The organism is Gluconacetobacter azotocaptans (assembly GCF_014174355.1).
GTDB classification, from domain to species: domain Bacteria; phylum Pseudomonadota; class Alphaproteobacteria; order Acetobacterales; family Acetobacteraceae; genus Gluconacetobacter; species Gluconacetobacter azotocaptans.
Window position 1 is genome coordinate 82,969 of sequence record NZ_JABEQF010000006.1, and the last position, 17,140, is coordinate 100,108.

At 68.5% G+C, this 17,140-nt stretch carries 18 protein-coding genes, 1 tRNA gene and 1 pseudogene; 6 read left to right on the plus strand and 14 right to left on the minus strand.

The features are described from left to right. Positions 1-18 precede the first annotated feature (18 nt). Positions 19-915: a pantoate--beta-alanine ligase gene (gene panC, locus HLH34_RS09770; RefSeq protein WP_183119400.1), complete on the plus strand. Its 897-nt coding sequence runs from the start codon at positions 19-21 to the stop codon at positions 913-915. Here the strand turns inward: panC and HLH34_RS09775 are convergent. The 3 genes from HLH34_RS09775 to HLH34_RS09785 all read right to left on the minus strand — a co-directional run bounded on the left by HLH34_RS09775 (position 906) and on the right by HLH34_RS09785 (position 2,888). Continuing rightward, a complete protein-coding gene (locus HLH34_RS09775) occupies positions 906-1,112 on the minus strand; it encodes a Trm112 family protein (RefSeq protein ID WP_183119401.1) in 207 nt (68 codons plus the stop codon). The two genes, panC and HLH34_RS09775, sit on opposite strands and share 10 nt — an antisense overlap. Positions 1,113-1,135: 23 nt before the next feature. Next, on the minus strand, positions 1,136-1,816 hold the full coding sequence (locus tag HLH34_RS09780) for an LON peptidase substrate-binding domain-containing protein (protein WP_183119612.1): 681 nt from the start codon (positions 1,814-1,816) through the stop codon (positions 1,136-1,138). A 73-nt stretch (positions 1,817-1,889) separates the two neighbouring features. Further along, positions 1,890-2,888 (minus strand): tetratricopeptide repeat protein, encoded by a 999-nt coding sequence (locus tag HLH34_RS09785; RefSeq protein WP_183119402.1) that lies wholly within the window; start codon positions 2,886-2,888, stop codon positions 1,890-1,892. Positions 2,889-3,116: 228 nt separating this feature from the next. Here HLH34_RS09785 and HLH34_RS09790 point away from each other — a divergent pair. Beyond that, positions 3,117-3,191, plus strand: a tRNA-Gly gene (locus HLH34_RS09790). A gap of 113 nt (positions 3,192-3,304) precedes the next feature. Here the strand turns inward: HLH34_RS09790 and HLH34_RS19815 are convergent. Next, the gene (locus HLH34_RS19815; RefSeq protein ID WP_183119613.1) at positions 3,305-3,520 is read right to left on the minus strand and encodes a tyrosine-type recombinase/integrase; all 216 of its coding nucleotides are present in this window, start codon (positions 3,518-3,520) and stop codon (positions 3,305-3,307) included. 38 nt (positions 3,521-3,558) lie between these two features. Here HLH34_RS19815 and HLH34_RS19820 point away from each other — a divergent pair, with 38 nt between their 5' ends. Beyond that, on the plus strand, positions 3,559-3,819 hold the full coding sequence (locus HLH34_RS19820) for a DUF6876 family protein (RefSeq protein WP_373318567.1): 261 nt from the start codon (positions 3,559-3,561) through the stop codon (positions 3,817-3,819). Between the two features lie 12 nt (positions 3,820-3,831). Here HLH34_RS19820 and HLH34_RS09800 read toward each other — a convergent pair. The 5 genes and pseudogenes from HLH34_RS09800 to HLH34_RS09820 form a co-directional block, all read right to left on the minus strand. After that, positions 3,832-4,071, minus strand: a pseudogene (locus tag HLH34_RS09800) (transposase); the annotation flags it as partial. Between the two features lie 217 nt (positions 4,072-4,288). Then, complete coding sequence (locus HLH34_RS09805) at positions 4,289-4,600, minus strand: putative quinol monooxygenase (RefSeq protein WP_183119403.1); 312 nt, start codon at positions 4,598-4,600, stop codon at positions 4,289-4,291. A gap of 49 nt (positions 4,601-4,649) precedes the next feature. After that, positions 4,650-5,645, minus strand: coding sequence for an ABC transporter substrate-binding protein (locus HLH34_RS09810; RefSeq protein ID WP_183119404.1), 996 nt, complete (start codon positions 5,643-5,645; stop codon positions 4,650-4,652). Next, the gene (locus tag HLH34_RS09815; protein ID WP_264784185.1) at positions 5,551-7,143 is read right to left on the minus strand and encodes an acetate and sugar kinases/Hsc70/actin family protein; all 1,593 of its coding nucleotides are present in this window, start codon (positions 7,141-7,143) and stop codon (positions 5,551-5,553) included. Before HLH34_RS09815 ends, HLH34_RS09810 begins: the two co-directional genes overlap by 95 nt. After that, positions 7,140-7,916 carry a DeoR/GlpR family DNA-binding transcription regulator gene (locus HLH34_RS09820; RefSeq protein WP_183119405.1) on the minus strand — a complete coding sequence of 259 codons (777 nt, stop codon included), beginning with the start codon at positions 7,914-7,916 and terminating at the stop codon, positions 7,140-7,142. Before HLH34_RS09820 ends, HLH34_RS09815 begins: the two co-directional genes overlap by 4 nt. A gap of 188 nt (positions 7,917-8,104) precedes the next feature. On the opposite strand from HLH34_RS09820, the gene HLH34_RS09825 reads away from it, so the two are divergent. Genes HLH34_RS09825 through HLH34_RS09835 form a run of 3 tightly spaced genes read left to right on the plus strand, consistent with a single transcriptional unit; the run spans position 8,105 to position 11,338 of the window. Further along, complete coding sequence (locus HLH34_RS09825; protein ID WP_183119406.1) at positions 8,105-9,217, plus strand: class II aldolase/adducin family protein; 1,113 nt, start codon at positions 8,105-8,107, stop codon at positions 9,215-9,217. Further along, on the plus strand, positions 9,210-10,502 hold the full coding sequence (locus HLH34_RS09830) for an FGGY-family carbohydrate kinase (protein ID WP_183119407.1): 1,293 nt from the start codon (positions 9,210-9,212) through the stop codon (positions 10,500-10,502). Before HLH34_RS09825 ends, HLH34_RS09830 begins: the two co-directional genes overlap by 8 nt. Beyond that, entirely contained in the window at positions 10,499-11,338 is an 840-nt protein-coding gene (locus HLH34_RS09835) for a TIGR01459 family HAD-type hydrolase (protein ID WP_183119408.1), read from the plus strand. Before HLH34_RS09830 ends, HLH34_RS09835 begins: the two co-directional genes overlap by 4 nt. A 47-nt stretch (positions 11,339-11,385) precedes the next feature. Here HLH34_RS09835 and HLH34_RS09840 read toward each other — a convergent pair whose 3' ends face one another. The 5 genes from HLH34_RS09840 to HLH34_RS09860 are packed head-to-tail and all read right to left on the minus strand — an operon-like array spanning position 11,386 to position 16,832. Continuing rightward, positions 11,386-12,303, minus strand: a complete 918-nt coding sequence (locus HLH34_RS09840) for a sugar phosphate isomerase/epimerase family protein (protein WP_183119409.1) — start codon at positions 12,301-12,303, stop codon at positions 11,386-11,388. Next, on the minus strand, positions 12,300-13,289 hold the full coding sequence (locus HLH34_RS09845) for an ABC transporter permease (protein WP_183119410.1): 990 nt from the start codon (positions 13,287-13,289) through the stop codon (positions 12,300-12,302). Before HLH34_RS09845 ends, HLH34_RS09840 begins: the two co-directional genes overlap by 4 nt. After that, positions 13,286-14,305: an ABC transporter permease gene (locus tag HLH34_RS09850; RefSeq protein ID WP_183119411.1), complete on the minus strand. Its 1,020-nt coding sequence runs from the start codon at positions 14,303-14,305 to the stop codon at positions 13,286-13,288. The genes HLH34_RS09845 and HLH34_RS09850 overlap by 4 nt, the downstream gene beginning before the upstream one ends. After that, positions 14,302-15,840, minus strand: a complete 1,539-nt coding sequence (locus HLH34_RS09855) for a sugar ABC transporter ATP-binding protein (RefSeq protein ID WP_183119412.1) — start codon at positions 15,838-15,840, stop codon at positions 14,302-14,304. Before HLH34_RS09855 ends, HLH34_RS09850 begins: the two co-directional genes overlap by 4 nt. An 8-nt stretch (positions 15,841-15,848) precedes the next feature. Then, the gene (locus HLH34_RS09860) at positions 15,849-16,832 is read right to left on the minus strand and encodes an autoinducer 2 ABC transporter substrate-binding protein (protein WP_183119413.1); all 984 of its coding nucleotides are present in this window, start codon (positions 16,830-16,832) and stop codon (positions 15,849-15,851) included. Positions 16,833-17,140 lie beyond the last annotated feature (308 nt).

The following is a 17,140-nucleotide window of genomic DNA, read 5'->3' on the forward strand; positions in this document are numbered from 1 at the left end:
CTCCCAGAGGGAAACACCATGCTGAAGACGCTTACGCCCGAGATGCGCACGGTCCATACGGTCGAGGCCCTGCGGCGCATCGTGCGCGGCTGGAAGCAGGACGGGCTGACGGTGGGGCTGGTGCCCACCATGGGGGCGCTGCACGACGGGCATCTCAGCCTGGTGCGGGCGGCGCTGCGGACGATGGACCGGGTGATCGTCTCGATCTTCGTCAACCCGACGCAGTTCGACAATCCGGCCGACCTGGGCAGCTACCCCCGGACCGGGGACGAGGACGCGCGCATGCTGGCCGAGGCCGGCACGCACCTGCTGTACGCCCCCACGGTGGACGAGATGTATCCGCCGGGCTTTGCGACCCGCATTTCGGCCGGCGGCGTGGCCGAGGGGCTGTGCGGCGCGCACCGCCCCGGCCATTTCGACGGGGTGGCGACGGTGGTCTGCAAGCTGTTCCTGCAAAGCCAGGCCGATGCCGCCTTTTTCGGCGAGAAGGATTTCCAGCAGGTCCATGTCGTGCGCCGCATGGCGACCGACCTGGATATCCCGATCCGCGTGGTGGCCTGCCCCACCCGGCGTGAGGCGGACGGGCTGGCGATGTCCTCGCGCAACCGCCGGCTGGCGGGCGCGGGCGAGCGCGACCGCGCGGGCGTGTTGCCGGCGGCGCTGACCGATGCCGCGCGCGACATCGCGGCCGGCCGCCCGGTGGGGGCGGTGCTGGCGGCCACCCGCGCGCGGCTGTTGCAGGCGGGCTTTGCCGACATCGAATATCTGGAACTGCGCCGGGACGCCGACCTGGCGCCGCTGTCGGAACAGGGGGGGCAGCCGGCGCGCCTGCTGGCGGCCGGCCGGGTGGGCACGGTCAGGCTGATCGACAACGTGCCGGTGGGCAGCCCGGGCGACCGGCCCGCTCAGGGCTGAAGCGGGCGGGCCTCGTCGGGCAGCATGATGGGGATGCCGTCGCGAATCGGGAAGGCCAGGCCGGCCTGCCGGCTGATCAGTTCCCCGGCCTCGCGATCATAGATCAGCGGGCCCTTGGTGACGGGGCAGACCAGGACGGACAGCAGCCGGGGGTCGAGCGGCGGCTGCGGGGCGGGCTGTTGAGCGGTTTTGGTCATCGTATCGGCTTCCCTGCGAAGGATCAGGATAATGGGGGCCGGGATGCACCCTCGTCGGGTTCATGTCCAGCCAGGTCCAGAAGGGTCTGGAGGGTGCGGGCGCGATCGGCCAACGTGCCCGATTCCAGCAGCGCCTGCTTTTCGGCGGCCACGAAGGGGCAGATCATCGGCAGCGTGACCAGCAGGGCCTCGTCGTCCATCTGCTCGATCATGCTCCAGCGCGCGCCGATGCCGCGGCTGCGGCAATAGCGGCGCAGGGCCTGCATCATCCGGTCCCGGTCGTAGAGCGTCGCCTCGGCCTCGGTCAGGTCCGAGGCGAAGGACGACACATCGATCCGCGCCCGGCGATAGCCGCGATGCAGCCCGCTTTCCCGCAACAGCCGGAAGCGTGCCAGGCCGGTCAGGGTGACGGCGTAGGTGCCGTCCGACCGCTCGGTCATCGAGGTGATGCGCCCGACGCAGCCGATTCGGTACAGGTCGGGCGAGGGGCCGTCCCCGCCGTCGCCCGGGGGGTCGTCGTCCTGGTCCAGTTCGTCCTGGCGCGGCTGGATCATGCCGATCAGCCGCGTCGCGGCCAGCGCGTCCTCGACCAGCGCGACATAGCGCGGTTCGAACACGTTCAGCGGCAGCTTGCCCTGCGGCAGCAGCAGGGCCGCGCGCAGGGGGAACAATCCCAGTTCCGGCGGGATGTCCGCCAGCGTCATCTCGCGCGGGCGCGGAATGCTGCGGGGGATGTCGTCGTCCCCCGTCACCGGCGGCGCGCCGTCCGCGACCGGGTCACGAGAACAGCAGGGCCGACATGCGCCTGCGCGCCTGCAGGGTTGCGGGGTCGGCATGCCCCCACGATTCGAACAGGCGGATCAGCTGCAGGCGGGCGGCGTCGTCGTTCCAGGCCCGGTCCTGCCGCATGATGGACAGCAGTTCGTCGGCGGCCTCCTGCCGCTTGCCTGCCGCATTCAGCGCAGCGGCCAGTTCGTAGCGCGCCGCATGGTCGGCGGGGTTGGCCGCCAGGCGCTGCTGCAGGGTCTCGGCCTCCTCGGCGGCCTTGCGGCCCTCGCGCTTCAGCTCCAGCGCGGCGCGCGCGCCGGTGATCTCGGCATGGTCGGCGATCTTGGCCGGCACGTCGGCCAGCGCGGCCTCGGCCGCTTCCTCGTCGCTCATCAGGATCAGGGCGCGCACCAGCCCGCCCCAGGCGGCGGGGTTTTCGGGCTCGATCTCGATGGTCTGGGAATACAGGCCGGCGGCCTCCTCGGCGCTGCCGTTCTCCATCGCCGCGCCGGCGGCGGCGATCAGGTCGGCGGCCGGCATCGTGCCGCCCCCGGCCGAGGCCAGCAGGCCCTCGACGAATCGCTTGATCTCGCTCTCGGGCAGGGCGCCCTGGAACAGGTCGAGGATCTGCCCCTGCCAGAACGCCGCCACCAGCGGAATCGACTGCAACGGCAGTCCCACCTGGGTCAGCTGCTGGGCCAGGGCACGGTTGGCGTCGATATCGATCTTCACCAGCCGCACGCGGCCGCCGGCGGCCCGGACGATCTTTTCCAGAACCGGGGTCAGCTGGCGGCACGGGCCGCACCAGCTGGCCCAGAAATCGACCAGGATCGGCACCGTGCGGCTGGCCTCCAGCACCTCCTGCATGAAGGTGTCCTGGCTGCCGTCGACGATCAGGCCCGCCTCCGTGGCCCCGGCACCCGGGGCGGAGGTTGAAACGCCCGCTTCGTCCACCAATCCGTTGGCGGGGCGCTGTCCCGCGCGGGGCTGACCGATGATGTAATCCATAGAACCCGATCCTGCTTGCCTGTGTCGTTCCCCGCCGCCGGTGAGCGACCGCGCGGCGGGGAGGGGCGCCGGGCCACGGCGCCATGGATAATCCAAGGGATAACATTGTTATCCGCGCGGTGTCCGACAAGCCACTCCCCCGCCTCGCCAAAAAAAGCACGGCGGACGTTTTTCCCCCCTTGCCAGGTCCTGCGCTATCCCCTAAACCCCCGTTCACCGACACGGTGAGCGGGCGTAGCTCAGGGGTAGAGCACAACCTTGCCAAGGTTGGGGTCGTGGGTTCGAATCCCATCGCCCGCTCCAAGAAAACGGCAGTTTTCTGCGGAAATTAACCGCTCCCGTCTCGGTCTTATTGGACAAAAATGGACAGAACGGCACGTGAACATTCCAAGCGGATTGGGCACAGGCTGGGCAAGCTATGTCAGGCGCTTGATGGCTTCGGCCATGTGGTCTGCGCTGACTGCTGCATACCGCTGCACCATTGCAGGGCTGCTCCATCCCCCTAGCCGCATCAGCGTTACCAGATCGCATCCAGTCATCACCATCCACGAGGCCCAGTGGTGACGCCAGGAATGAGGGCTGAAGTCCACGATCCCAGCCCGCCGGCAGGCCGTCTGGTGCGCCTTGGTGATCGGATTGCCTCCTTCCTTCTTCTCGCCCGTGTCGGTATATGGCTTCCCGGCCGGATCCCAGTCCGTCTATTACGTCGGCCCCGGCGCGGACCTTGATACCGCACAGCGGGCTCGTATTGACGGACGGCGCATGCTGGCTGGCGCGAAATGGAGCGGCGTGGCTGATCTACGTTATCGCCAGCGTGCGGCACCGTCCGCTCATCCGGGCCGAGGAGCAGGAGTTCTGGACGCTCCAGGTCGATCTGAAGAAATCTTGTGGGTCGTGTCCGTCAACGTGGTGGAAAAAGCGTTGTAGCTGAAGTGGCTGTGGATCATGCGGCTTCGGTTGCGATCTGCGGTGGCTGGACGTCGATGGCGGGTGCCATGAGCTCAGCCATGGGTTCGGTCTGCATGTAACGGTTCTGGGTCTGCCATTCGTCATTGACCTCCAGCAGGACGGCGCCGATCAGGCGGATAATGGCGCCCTCGTTGGGGAAGATGCCCACCACATCGGCGCGACGCTTCACGTCCTTGTTCAGCCGTTCGAGTGAATTGGTGCTATGGATCCGTGAGATCGGTCGAGCCGACCTTGGCAAATGCGCCGGTCCCGCCGAACGTCATCGTACCCAATGTCAGGACCGATACTTTCAGCTCCGAACGTCCCAATGGTCGATCATCCATGGTTTCCGTTCCGTGGTCGTGTTGAATGTGGTGAAGGAAGGCTGGCCTCTGCCCGGGTCCGGCGACGGGGGCGCCGGCCCGGGCAGAGGGCGTGCCTTCCTGAAACGATCAGCGGTCGTACGTGCTGACCATATCGAAGAATTTCATTTCGGCCGGCTGGGCCAGAAGCTCCGGCTGGCGCTTGAACCATTCCTGCTGGTACGGCAGCGCCATATGCCGGTCGAGGTCCGCCCGCGCGACCCAGTTTTCATAGAACATGAAGACCAGCGGGTCATCCTTGCTGACCTGGAGCTGGTATTCGAGGCAGCCCGGCTCGCTGCGGGATTTGTCGATGAAGGTGCTGAGCAGGGCCAGGAGTTCGCCGCGCGTTTCGGGCTTGGCACGGAGGGTCGCGGTCAGGGTGCAGCCTGGAGCAGTCATGGTGAGTTTCCTTGTTCTTGTTGGTCTGTTGCGGAAACGACAAGATCGGTCAGCTATTGTGCGGTGCGTTCCAGCCTTTGTAGCTGCCGATCGTGTCATGGGTGATCAGGCTGGGGTCGAGCAGGCGCACGACGCCCGGCTTGACCCGTCCGGCCCGAATATCGAACCCGATGCGGGTCGCCGTGGCTGCAATGGCGAAGGGGTCCTGCGATGCCGTCGCCGCGATCAGCGTGTTGCCGCGCCGCATTTCCTGTTCCACGTCGGGCGAGCCGTCGACGGAAGTCAGGAAGAAATCCTGCCGTCCCGCCTGGCGCGCCGCCAGTTCGACGCCCAGCGCGGTCGGGTCGTTGACCGCGAACATGGCGTCCACCTTGGGAAAGCGCACCAGCAGGCTCTGGCCCACTGCCAGCCCGCCGTCGCGCGAGCCCTTTGCGTCGAGGTTGGAGGACAGGACATTGATCCCGGTCGCCTTGGAGAACACTGACTGGCAGCCCTTCACCCGGTCGGTCAGTGCCGTGACCGGCGGGCCATTGACGATCACGACGTCGCCGTGTCCGTGCAGGCGATCGACGATATACTGGCACGCGATCTCGCCGGCCTTGACGTTGTTCGTGGTGACGGTCGCGTCCGCGCCGGGCGCGCCGACGTCGAAGGCGACGACCGTCGCACCGCTGGCGTGCATGCGGCGGACCAACGGGGCGGCGGCCTGGTAGTCCACGGCGTTGAACATGACCAGGTCGTTGCCGGCCGCCACGAAGGAATCGACCTGCGACGCCTGTTTGCCGATATCGTAATCGGCCGAGGCGCTCTGCACAGGCACGGTGGGCGCCAGGGTCTTGGCCTGTTGCGTGATCCCCCTGATGGTCGCGATGAAGAACGGATTGCCGAGCGACCCCACGGTCACCCCGATTTTGTGGACCGCGCCATCCGCCGCATGCGCGGCGGCTGCATTACCAAGGGCGAGCAGCCCCGTAAGCAGCAGGATCTTCCGGCTGTACCGGCGTGCCGATCCACGAGACGTCGGCCGGACGTGCGTTGTACGCATGATGATGATCCTTGTCGGGCGCGTTGTGCGCCAGTGTGGCCGGTTCGATCCGGCTCTTGCCGCGCTGGTCGGCCAGATGCCGCCAGCGGGCCACGTAGTCCCGCCATCCCGGCGGGTCGAAGGGCGCCACGCGGGCCGCCCGTTCGTTGCGAAAGGGGTCCAGCCCCAGCGCGGCATAGGCCAGGCCCGCCGCGCCGCATGCCGTTCCCTCCGGATTCCGCCCGACCAGCACGGCCTGCGCGGGACGCAGCGCCGCGACCAGGCGCGGAATGGCGCCGACCTTCGCCAGCCCGCCATCGAACACGATCGCGTCCGTGCTGCGCAGCAGCTCGAGCGTCAGGTCGGTCATCGCGGCGATATACAGGGCGGCCAGCGCGGCGCGGTCGTCCGGCGCCGGCACCAGGGGCCGCCCTGCCTCGTCGACGAATTTCCCCGTCTGCCCCGGATAAGGCCCGCCGTCGGCGAAGGATGGCAGGGCGAACAGGCCGCGCGCCACCAGGGAGACGATGCGCTCGTCCGTGACGTCGGCCGGCCCCTCGCCGCGGATCAGGTCGAATTCGCGGCCGCCCATGAAACGCGCGGTCGGAACCGGTTCGTGCCGCACCGAGACGTTGGCGAGCATGTCGCGTTCCGGCGCCAGGGCGTCCAGCGGGCAATCGGGGTTCATGACGATGACCCACGTCCCGGTGGAAACCATCGTCATGCCGCCCGGCACGACGCGCCGGTAATGGCTGAGCGAGGCGTTGCTGTCATGCACCCCGTTATGCACATCCAGCGTCACCGTCCCGCGCCCGGAAACGTCCAGCGTCATCGTGCCGACCACGGCCCCGGCCTCGCGGAAGGGCGGCATCTTGTCCCGCCACCCGCGCTGGTCCACCAGCGACGAGAAATCGTCGCGGTAAGGCGACCACAGATGGGTATGGCAGCCCAGCGACGAGATTTCGGACACCAGCGCGCCACACAGTCGCCATACCCAGAACTGCGGGTAGGTCAGGATATGCCGCGTGCGCGCGGCCAGCGTCGGGTCACGCATTTCCTGCCAGACGATATGCTTGCCGAACGCGAAGCCGCGTTCCATCGCCGGGGTCGCGGTTTCGGAAAAGGGCGGGCGGATGCGCGCGAACGCCGCCTCGATGTCCGGCGGCACGCGTTCCTCATAATCGATTACGGGCACCGCAAGATCGTCCTCGCCCAGAAGGGCGAAGGTGCACCCGTGCGTGGTGATCATGATACCGCTCACATCGAAGGTTGCGACGGCCTCGCGCAGCACCGCCAGCATCCAGTGCAGCAGGGCCGCGTCGTCCAGCACACGCAGGCCGTCGGCCACCGGCCAGGCGGCGTGGGTACGTCGTTCGGCAAGGATCGACCCGCCGGCGCCGAACACCAGCAGCTTGGCGTTCGTCTTGCCGAAATCGAACACCGCGAGCGTGGGGTGCGCGACCGGAAGGGCTTCCGGTGGCGTCACGGGCGGCCCGGCCGAGGGGCGGGCGGGGGTCACGTCTTGTCGTCCATGCGCGGGGCGACCAGTACCGTCACGCCCGCATCTTCAAGGATACGCACATCGTCCTCCTGCACGCCGTCATCGGTGATGAGGGTGGAAATCCGGTCGATCGGACATGAGAGAAAGCGCGCCCGCACGGCCAGTTTGCGGCTGTCGGCCAACACGATCACGTCGTCGGCGCGTTCCAGCATCGGGCGCGTCGCCATGGGCAGCAGCGGGTGCGATTCCATCACGCCCTCCGGGCCGACACCCTGCGCGCCGAGAAACAGGCGCGAGGCAAAGAAATCCGGCGCGGGCGCCTTGGGATCGTACAGGATGCCCGGTTCGCGGTGCAGCGCGCCGCCCGCCACCGAGAGCTGGCAGACGCCCTGGGTGCCCAACGCCGCCGCCAGCGGCATCGAATTGGTGTAGAGCCCGATCGACCGCCCCGCGAGGCGAAGCCCCAACTGGTGGCATGTCGATCCGCCGGCGACCATGACCATGTCCCCGTCGCGGCACAGCCCCTCGGCCATGGCGGCGATCGCGTGCTTGGCGTCGACCGCCAGGTCGCTGCTCTGCGCAAAGGGCAGCGCATGCGTCCGCGATGCGGCGGTGAGGGACGCGACGCCGCCGAAGACCTTGCGCGCCTCGCCGGCCTCGTGAAGCTTTTCGATGTCGCGGCGAACGGTGGCAGGCGACACGCTCAGCATGTCGATCAGTTCCCGCACGGTCGCGAAGGGGCGCGTCTCGAGCATGGTGATGATCTGGCGCTGGCGTTCGGTCTCGGTCACTGGGTCGCGTCCTCGTAGGGGGTGTGGGTGGCTTGTGATGCCTGGAACGCACGATTCTCCGGTTCTCCGCTTGTGGTCAAGCGAAATTTGATTGACCTGCGCCAAATCATGATGGCATTCCGTCTTTTGTGATTGTAATGCGTCATTCGCTTCCGGGAATGCCGCCATCATCGTGAAGGAATATCCGCATGTTGTCGCAGGTTCGACCGGCCGCCCCCATGAGCCCGCCTGCCCTGGCTGAAGACGAACTCGACGCGCTGCGCAGGCTTTCGGCGCGTCTGGGTGCGGACCCCAGCCGAACTCAGGGGGCGGGGGGAAATACCTCGATCAAGAAAGATGGCACGATGTGGATCAAGGCGTCAGGCACGTGGCTGGCCCATGCGCTGGACCGGTCGATCATGGTGCCGGTGGCGCTTGCCCCCCTGCTGGAGGCGTACGGGCAGGGCAGCGAGGAGGCCGAAACCGCGCTCAGTTTCGTCGTGGCCCAGCCCGAGGGGGCGCAAGGCGCGCCGGCCGTGGCGTTGCGGCCGTCGATCGAAACGACGGTCCATGCCGTGATTCCGTGGCGCGTCGTCATCCATCTGCATTGCGTGGAGACAATCGCTCATGCCGTGCGCACCGATGCGCATGCTCGGGTGGCGGCGAGGCTGGACGGGTTGCGGGGCGTGCATTGGGCGCTGGTACCCTATGCCCGGCCGGGGCTGCCGCTGGCGCGCGCGATCGTCGGGGCGCGTCCGTACGGGGAACGGGCGAATGTCCATGTGCTGGCCAATCACGGGCTGATCGTCTCCGCCGACACGGTGGCGGGGGCGGAGGCGCTGCTGGAACGGGTGATCGCCGCCCTGGCCGTGGACATACGCGCGGCGCCGCTGGCGGATCTCCGCGCCCTGGCCGCTCTGGCCGAGGGCTCGGCCTATCGTCTGCCGGCCGACCCGGCCGCCCATGCCATCGCTCTGGACCCCGCCACGCTGGCCGTGGCGCGGGGGGCGCCGCTCTATCCGGATCACGTCATCTTCCTGGGAGATCGGATCGATCTGCTGGAGGACGGGGCCTGTCCCCCGCCCGTCGCCCCGCCCGCCGCCGCGTCGATGCTGGTGATGCCGGGCCGGGGCGTGCTGCTGCGGCGTGACGGCTGGACGGCGGGCGTGGACGCCATGGCGCGTTGCCTGGCCGACGTGGCGTCGCGCCTGTCCCCCGCCGATCCGATCCGCCGTCTGAGTGGCGCGGAGATCCATGCCCTGACGCATTGGGAGGCGGAAACCTATCGGCAGGCCGTGAACGGGAGCCCCCGGCATGGTTGAGGCAGCAGGAGCGGCAGCGCTCGGGATCGATCTGGGCACGTCGGGCGTGCGCGCGGCGGTGCTGGACGGAAGGGGAGAGGTGCGGGCCGTGGAGGGCGCGCGTTTCGCGGGGCTGGGTGCGGCGGCCGCGCCGTCCGTCTGGTGGCAGGCGCTGGTTCACACGCTCGATGCGCTGAAGGCCCGGGTGTCATTGCGCGACGTGCGGTCCGTCACCGTGGACGGCACATCGGGCACGCTGGTCGCCGTCGATGCCGCCGGGGCCGTGATCGGCCCCGCGTCGATGTATCACGCGCGGGCTGCCGATCGCGCCGTGCTGGCGCGGATCGACGCGATCGCGCCGCCCGACAGCCCGGCGCGCGGCGTGGGCTCGCCGTTGGCGCGCGCCGTGGAGTTGGCGCGTCGTCCCGGCGTGCGCGCCATCCTGCATCAGGCCGACTGGATCGCCGGCCGCCTGCGCGGATGCTTCGACGCGACGGACGCCAACAACGCGCTCAAGACCGGCGGAGACCCGGACGCGCTGGCCTGGCCGGACTGGGTGGCGGGGGCCGGACTGGCGCCGGCGCTTCTGCCGGCCATTCACCTGCCGGGCGCGGCGCTGGGGCCGGTGGGGGCCGAGGGGCTGGCGGTCGGCCTGCCGCCCGGTGCGGTCGTGCATGCGGGCACGACGGACGGATGCGCGTCGTTTCTGGCAACTGGGGCGGATCGGGCAGGGGATGCGGTAACGGCGCTGGGGTCCACCCTGGTCGTCAAGCTGCTGTCGGACGTGAAAATCGATGCGCCTGCCTATGGGATCTACAGCCACCGGATCGGCAACCGCTATCTGGCGGGTGGGGCGTCCAATAGCGGGGGGGCGGTCCTGCTGGCCCTGTTCGGTGCCGACCGGCTTGCCTCCCTGACGGCAAGGCTCCGCCCCGATGTGCCGACCGGGCTGGATTATTATCCGCTGGTGCGCGCAGGTGAACGGTTTCCGGTCAGCGACCCGGCGTTCCAGCCCCGGCTGGAGCCGCGTCCGGCCGATGACGGGGTGTTCTTTCAGGGGGTGCTGGAGGGCATGGCGATGATCGAGGCGACGGGATATGCCCGGCTGGAACAACTGGGGGCGACAGCGCTTCGCTCGGTTCGTACGGTCGGCGGCGGTGCGGCGAATGCGGGCTGGACCGCCCTGCGCCAGGCACGGATCGGCGTGTCGTTTCTGCCCAGCCGGTCCGAGGATGCGTGCGTGGGCGTGGCGCGACTGGGTCTGTTCGGCGGCGTGGCCGTCTGCCGGCCGGGTGAGGCGGCATGAGCTCGCGCGCGCTGGCCGGGGTCGCGGCACTCGCGGGGCGCTACGACGCCCTGTTCGTCGATCAATATGGCGTCCTGCATGATGGCGCTACACCGTATCCGGGTGCGCGCGATGCGCTGCTGCGCCTGCGCGATGCGGGGCAGCGGGTGCTGCTGCTCAGCAATTCGGGGCGGCCCGGCCCCTATAATGCGGAACGGCTGGCGCGACTGGGGCTGGGCCCCGAGTTGTACGAAACGATCGTGACCTCCGGCGACACGGCGCTGGCGCTGGCGCGGTCGGGGGATATTCCGGTGCGACGGGGAATGCGCTGCCTGCTGATCGACGGCGGGGGGCACGATACGCATTTCTGCGACGTGCTGGGGCTGGTGGTGGATGCGACGCCCGCGCGGGCGGACCTGGTCGTGATTGCGGGAAGCCAGGGCGGCACGCTGACCGAGGCGCAGTACCGCGCGATGCTGGCCCCCCTGGCACGGCGCGGCGTCTACGCGGTGTGCACCAATCCGGACCGGCGGATGCTCGTGCCCGGGGGTACGGCGTTCGGCGCGGGCCGCATCGCGGAACTGTACGAGGAGGAAGGCGGCAGGGTGGTCTGGATCGGCAAGCCCCACCGCGCCATCTACACGCACGCGGCCCGGATCTGCGATGTGCGGCCCGAGCGCGTGCTGTGCGTCGGCGACAGCGTGGAACATGACATTGCCGGCGCGCTCGGCTTTGGTGCCGACAGCGCCCTGGTCAGGACAGGCATCCTGGCCGACGCCACCCCGCGGGAGCTTGAAGCGGCGTTCGTCCGGTACTCGGCGCGGCCGGATTACATCCTGCCCGGCCTGGCCTGGTAGCGTGGGTCGTGTGGGCGGCGTTTCGGACGCCGCCCGTCATGTCCCCCTCACGCCGTATTCTCGGCGCGTTCCGCCGCCGCCATCTGCGCGGCGATGAAGAGGCGCGCATGGCGTGCCAGGTCGGCACCGTCGTCCCACAGGTTTCGCCAGACGCCCAGCGTGTGGGACAGATGCGGATCCACGACGGTCGAGGAGAACGATTCGAAGGCGATCGGCCCCGTATAAGCGATGCGTCGCAGGGCGCGGAAGACCGGGCCCCAATCGACGGTCCCGGTTCCCAGATAGCCGCGATGGCTTTCGCCGACATGGAAATAGCCGATAGCGTCGCCACATTTCTCGATCGCGTTCGACAGGATGCCTTCCTCGATATTCATGTGATAGGTGTCGAGATGCACGCCGATCTCCGGCCGCCCGACCTTGCCGATGAAGGCGACCGCCTGCGCGCCGGTATTGATGATGTTGCTTTCGTAGCGGTTGACGACTTCCAGATGCAGCCGGATGCCCGCGCGGCCCGCGCGCTCGGCCAGGGCGCGCAGCACCTCGGTCGAATGCGCGATGCCGCGTTCGGTGGCGGGCCGGTCATATTTGCGCATGGCCGAGAAGATGACCCCCGCCAGGTCGGTGCCGCCAAGGTCGCGCAGGACCGACACGGCATGGTCCAGCAGCGCCGCCCCCCGCTTCACGACCTGTGGGTCGTCCGATGAAATGTCGGTGTCGGCCGACAGCCCCAGCGATGCCGTCAGGCCGATCCCCGCGTCCTCCGCCGCCTGGCGCAGGGCGGGAACGGCGATCCCATCCGGGCTGGACAGGGGAAGTTCCAGGAAATCATATCCGGTCGCCGCCGTTTCGTGCATGGCGCGCACGCCGTCATCATTGTCCCAGCGGCCCGACCAGACCGAGCCATGGATGCCGATCCGGTTGGCGCCGGTCCTGGTGGTGCCCGTCTTGTGGGTGATGGTCGTCATGCCATCTTTCTCCTGTTGCGCGCGGCGGCGATCAGGCGTGGCAGATGCCCCCGCACGAGATTTTCGACCAGCACGACCAGCACGAGGATCAGGCCCATCATGCCGGCCTGCAGGGTCGGGTTGAAATCGTTGTAGTTCAGGCCGTAATTGACCACCGCGATGGCGATGGTGGCGATCGCGGTCCCGACGGGCGAGCCGTCCCCGCCGAAGATGCTGGCCCCCCCCAGCACGACGATCGCGATGCTGATCAGGTTCGCTTCCGGCACGCCGTCCGGCGTCGCCGTGCCCAGCCGCGCCGCCGCGATCACCCCGGCCAGCCCGGACAGCGCGCCCGACAGCACATAGGTCGCCGCCCGAAGTCGCTTGACGTGTATGCCGGCCAGCCAGGCGGCGGTGGCGTTCGTGCCGGCCAGATACAAGGCGCGGCCGAACCGGCTGCGGTGCTGGACCAGCACCAGGACGCCAAGCAGCGGCAGATAGACACACAGGATCTGAAACGGCACGCCCAGCACGCTGCCCTGGCCCGCGGCCAGGAAGCGCGCGGGGGCGGCGGTCAGGTCGATGGTGTTGCCCTCCGACGCGATCAGCGCCAGGCCCGTGAAGGCGAACATCGTGCCCAGCGTCGCGATGATGGGCGGGATCCTGAACCGGGCGATCGCGGCGGCATTGCAGCCCCCCATCGCGGCGCCGGAGAGGATTCCGATGCCGATTCCCACGGGCCAGGGCAGGCCGTGCGTGATGAACAGGGCGGTCAGGATCTGTGCCAGTCCCGATATGGCGCCGACGCTCAGGTCGATGGCGCCGTCACCGCCCTCGATCACCAGCCCCTGGCCGAAGGCGATGATGCCCAGTTCGACGGCGAAGACCGCCATGCTCGACACATTGTCGGCCGACAGGATGGTCGGGTTGCCGACGGCGAAACCGCCCAGCACCAGAAGCGCGAAGACGCCGAGGATAAGGATCCGGCCGGAGCGGAAGCCGCTCATGACACCACCTGCCGGGCGCGGCGGCCCTCGTTGAGTCCCACGGACGCGAGAATGATGGAGCCCAGCACCACGCCGCTCCAGAACGGCTGGATGTGCATCAGCACGATGGCGTCGCCGACCAGACCCACGACCAGCGTGCCCAGGAACGTCCCGAACATGCCGCCGCGCCCGCCGGACAGTTCGGTGCCGCCCAGTACCACGGCCGCGATGACGCCCAGTTCGAAGCCGCTGCCGGTCGTAGTCTGGACGATGGGGGACTGGCCCAGCCGCATCAGCGCGCCCAGCCCGACGCAGGCGCCCAGTATCGTGTAGGTCATCCAGCGCAGCCGCCGCACGGGAATGCCGACCAGGCGCGCCGCTTCCTCGTTATTGCCGATCGCGAACAGGCGGCGGCCGGTGCGATGCACCCGCAGAAAGGCCGCCAGCGCCGCCATGATGACCAGCGCGATAACGGCGGCGCCCGGCAGGGGGCCGAGATGGTCGGCCACGAAAAACCGCGTCAGCCCCGGCGGCAGCGCCGTGATCCACTCGCTGCCCATCATCAGGAACACGCCCATGCGAAAGATGCTGAGCGTGCCCAGCGTGCAGACGATCGGCGGCACGCGGCCGCACAGGATGATCAGGCCATTGATCCAGCCCAGCGCCGCGCCGGCCAGCAGGAAGACCGGCACCACCGCCGCGACGGGCCACCCCGCGACGAACAGCAATCCCCCGATCGCCGAGACCAGCCCGAGCATGGAGCCGATGGAGGCGTCTATCCCGCCGGTCAGGATGACCAGGGTCATGCCCGCGGCCGGCACGGCGGTGATGGCGCAGGTGACCATCAGCCCGTCCAGGTTGACCCGGGTCCAGAACCCGCCATGCGCGCCGAGGCTGACCGCCGTCACCACCAGGACGATGACGCCCAGCAATGCGGTTTCGCGCCGCGCCAGCAGCGCGCGCCAGGCGACCGGGACACGCCGCGGGCCGTGCAGGGCCGGCGCGGCGGGGCCGAGATTCAGGGCAGAACTTTTCATGCTGCATGCTCCTGACTGCTCGTTGCGGCGCCGATCGCCGAGGCCAGTACCCGTTCGGCCGTTACTGCAGTCCCCCGGAAACGATCGACCACGCGCCCCTGGCGCATCACGATCACGTCCTGGCTGACGGCCATCAGTTCCGCGAGGTCGGAGGTGATCACGACGATCGCCGTTCCCGCCTGGGCAAGCTGGCGGATGAAGCCATGGATTTCCGCCTTGGTCGCCAGGTCGATGCCGCGCGTGGGCTCGTCCAGGATCAGCACGCGCAGCGTCTGCCCCGCCCAGCGCGCGAACAGCCCCTTCTGCTGGTTGCCGCCCGACAATGTCCCGATCGCGGTCCCCGGCGTGTCGGCCTTGATCGCGAAACGCCGCATGATGGCCTGCGTCTCGGTCAGCATGGCGGGGAAATTCAGCAGCCAGCCGCCATGCGAAAGGCGTGAAAGGCCGGTGCAGGTCAGGTTGCTCTCCAGGCCCATCGGGGCGAAGATGCCCTGCTTCTTGCGGTCTTCCGGCAGGTATCCGATGCCCAGTGCCATCGCCTCGGCCGGGGAGCGGGGCATGATCTCGCGCCCGTCCAGCAGGATCCGGCCGCTGGCGGCGCGCAGGGCGCCGAACACCGTCATCGCCACTTCCGACCGCCCGGCGCCTACCAGCCCGTAGATGCCAGTGATGCGCCCGCCCGATGCGTCCCAGTCGACGTCGTGGAAATGGCGGGAATGGCTCAAGCCCCGGATGGACAGGACCGGCGGCGCGGAGGACGCCCCCGCCGCAGCGGATGGCCGTATGGCTTCGCGTTCCGGACCGGCGTCATGGCGCTTGCCCATCATCAGGCGCAGCAGCAGGTCCTCGGTCACCTCGGAGGCGGCATAATCGCCGGTCACACGCCCGTCCGTCAGCACCGTGACATGGTCGCCCAGGCGCGGCACTTCCTCCAGCCGGTGCGTGATGTACACGATGGCGCGCCCGTCGTCGCGCAGGCGGTGGATGATGCCGACCAGCCTGTCCGTCTCGGCGCGCGACAGGATCGCCGTCGGTTCGTCGAAGACGATGACCCGGGCGCCCTGCACCAGCGCCTGTGCGATCAGGACCAGCTGCTGGTGCCCGAGCCCCAGATCCGCCATGGGCCGATGCAGCAGCGATTCCGCGAGATCGAGCGAGGACAGCCACGGCCGCACCGCCCGAAGCATCGCCTCGGTCTGGACCCGGCCGAAGCGGTCCGTGATTTCGCAGCCGGCAAAGATGTTCTCCAGCACGCTCAGGTGCGGGAAGATCATCGGCTCCTGATAGACAGCGGTAATGCCCAGTGCCCGCGCATGCATCGGGTCGCGCAGCACGACCGGGGTACCGTCGATCAGGATCTCGCCTTCGTCGGGGCGGACCGCGCCCGTCAATGTCTTGATCAGCGTCGATTTGCCGGCCCCGTTCTCGCCCAGCAGCACCAGGGTCCGCCCGGCGGCGATCACGGCGTCCACGCCCTTCAGGGCCCTGACGCCGCCGAACGATTTCACGATTCCCCTCAGTTCGAGACGGTTCATGACGCACCTCAGAAATCGAGGGAAATGTTCTCTTTGGTGAAGATCATCGGCTGGCCCAGCAGCAGCGTCTTCGTCGTCGCGTCATACGCGATGGTGCCCAGCCCGGGCACGGCGTTCTGCGGCTGCAGCGTCTTGTGCTGCAGAAGCTGCGTCAGGCCCCAGACCGTCAGGTACCCAAGGTCGATCGGGTTCCACAGGACCGCGCTCTTGACGGTGCCGTTCAGCACGTAAGCCCGGATGGTGTTCGGATCGTCGATGCCGGTCACGGCGACCTTTCCGGACAGGCCGGCCTGCAGGACCGCCTGGGCCGCGCCCGGCGTCGCGGTGGTGTTGACGCCGATGATCCCCTTCAGCCCCGGATAGGCCGACAGGATCTGCGACGTGATCTCGGTCGCCTTGCTGATATCCTCGCCGGCATACTGGACGCTGACGAGTTCGAGCTTGGGATATCTGGCGGCCAGATAGGATTTCATCAGGGAAATCCACAAATTCAGGTTGGTCGCGGTCGGGCCGCCGGAGACGAAGGCGATCTGTCCCCCGCCCTCGATCTGTGCGGCAAGCTGGTCGACCAGTGTGTGGGCGATGGCTTCGTCCGTGGCCTGCATGACCCGCAACGACACCGCCTCGCCATCCACCTGGCTGTCGGTCGAGGCGAAGGCGACGCCGCGCTCCCGGGCATGGGTGGCCTGGGCCTGGAGGGCGGTCGGGCTGTTGGCGGCGACGGCCACCGCGTCCAGCTTGCGATTGATCAGGCTCTGGACGATCTGCGCCTGCGCCGCGACCGACGACGTCGTCGGCCCTTGATAGACGATTTTGGCGTCGAACGTGCGGCCTCCCTTCAGGAAGCCCTGCTGCATGGCGCTGAAATAGGGGATGCCGATCACCTTCGGCACGAAGCCGATCTGGAATGTTTCCGCACGGCCATGTGCCGGGGCCACGCAGGATATCCCCGCTGCCACCAGCGCCGCGATCACCGCCGAATGCTTCTTCACGATGTTGTCTCCTCGTGGCCCATGTCTGCGCATGGTTCCCACAGCGTTGAGACGGCGCCGTCCGGTTGGAAGGGCGCCGAGCATCAAACGCTAACGAGGATAAGTGATCATGGTCAATCATAATCCGTCACATGATGGAGTAAGTGCGCCATAATGTGATCGAATGAGATCATGGGGCCAGGCAACCTGTCGGACGTCTCGTGCGGGGCCGGCTTCACTCAGGAGGTGACGCGTTCGCCGAATATGACGTCCGCAGGTCGGCAGGGCTGGAACGATCCTCGTCGATCCGGAGAAAAACGAGATTGTCG

Coding starts and splice junctions, on each gene's coding strand:
- panC (WP_183119400.1), top strand. CDS start 19: ATGCTGAAGACGCTTACGCCCGAGATGCGCACGGTCCATACGGTCGAG.
- HLH34_RS09775 (WP_183119401.1), bottom strand. CDS start 1,112: ATGACCAAAACCGCTCAACAGCCCGCCCCGCAGCCGCCGCTCGACCCC.
- HLH34_RS09780 (WP_183119612.1), bottom strand. CDS start 1,816: ATGACGCTGGCGGACATCCCGCCGGAACTGGGATTGTTCCCCCTGCGC.
- HLH34_RS09785 (WP_183119402.1), bottom strand. CDS start 2,888: ATGGATTACATCATCGGTCAGCCCCGCGCGGGACAGCGCCCCGCCAAC.
- HLH34_RS19820 (WP_373318567.1), top strand. CDS start 3,559: ATGGCTTCCCGGCCGGATCCCAGTCCGTCTATTACGTCGGCCCCGGCG.
- HLH34_RS09805 (WP_183119403.1), bottom strand. CDS start 4,600: ATGACTGCTCCAGGCTGCACCCTGACCGCGACCCTCCGTGCCAAGCCC.
- HLH34_RS09810 (WP_183119404.1), bottom strand. CDS start 5,645: ATGCGTACAACGCACGTCCGGCCGACGTCTCGTGGATCGGCACGCCGG.
- HLH34_RS09825 (WP_183119406.1), top strand. CDS start 8,105: ATGTTGTCGCAGGTTCGACCGGCCGCCCCCATGAGCCCGCCTGCCCTG.
- HLH34_RS09830 (WP_183119407.1), top strand. CDS start 9,210: ATGGTTGAGGCAGCAGGAGCGGCAGCGCTCGGGATCGATCTGGGCACG.
- HLH34_RS09835 (WP_183119408.1), top strand. CDS start 10,499: ATGAGCTCGCGCGCGCTGGCCGGGGTCGCGGCACTCGCGGGGCGCTAC.
- HLH34_RS09840 (WP_183119409.1), bottom strand. CDS start 12,303: ATGACGACCATCACCCACAAGACGGGCACCACCAGGACCGGCGCCAAC.
- HLH34_RS09845 (WP_183119410.1), bottom strand. CDS start 13,289: ATGAGCGGCTTCCGCTCCGGCCGGATCCTTATCCTCGGCGTCTTCGCG.
- HLH34_RS09850 (WP_183119411.1), bottom strand. CDS start 14,305: ATGAAAAGTTCTGCCCTGAATCTCGGCCCCGCCGCGCCGGCCCTGCAC.
- HLH34_RS09855 (WP_183119412.1), bottom strand. CDS start 15,840: ATGAACCGTCTCGAACTGAGGGGAATCGTGAAATCGTTCGGCGGCGTC.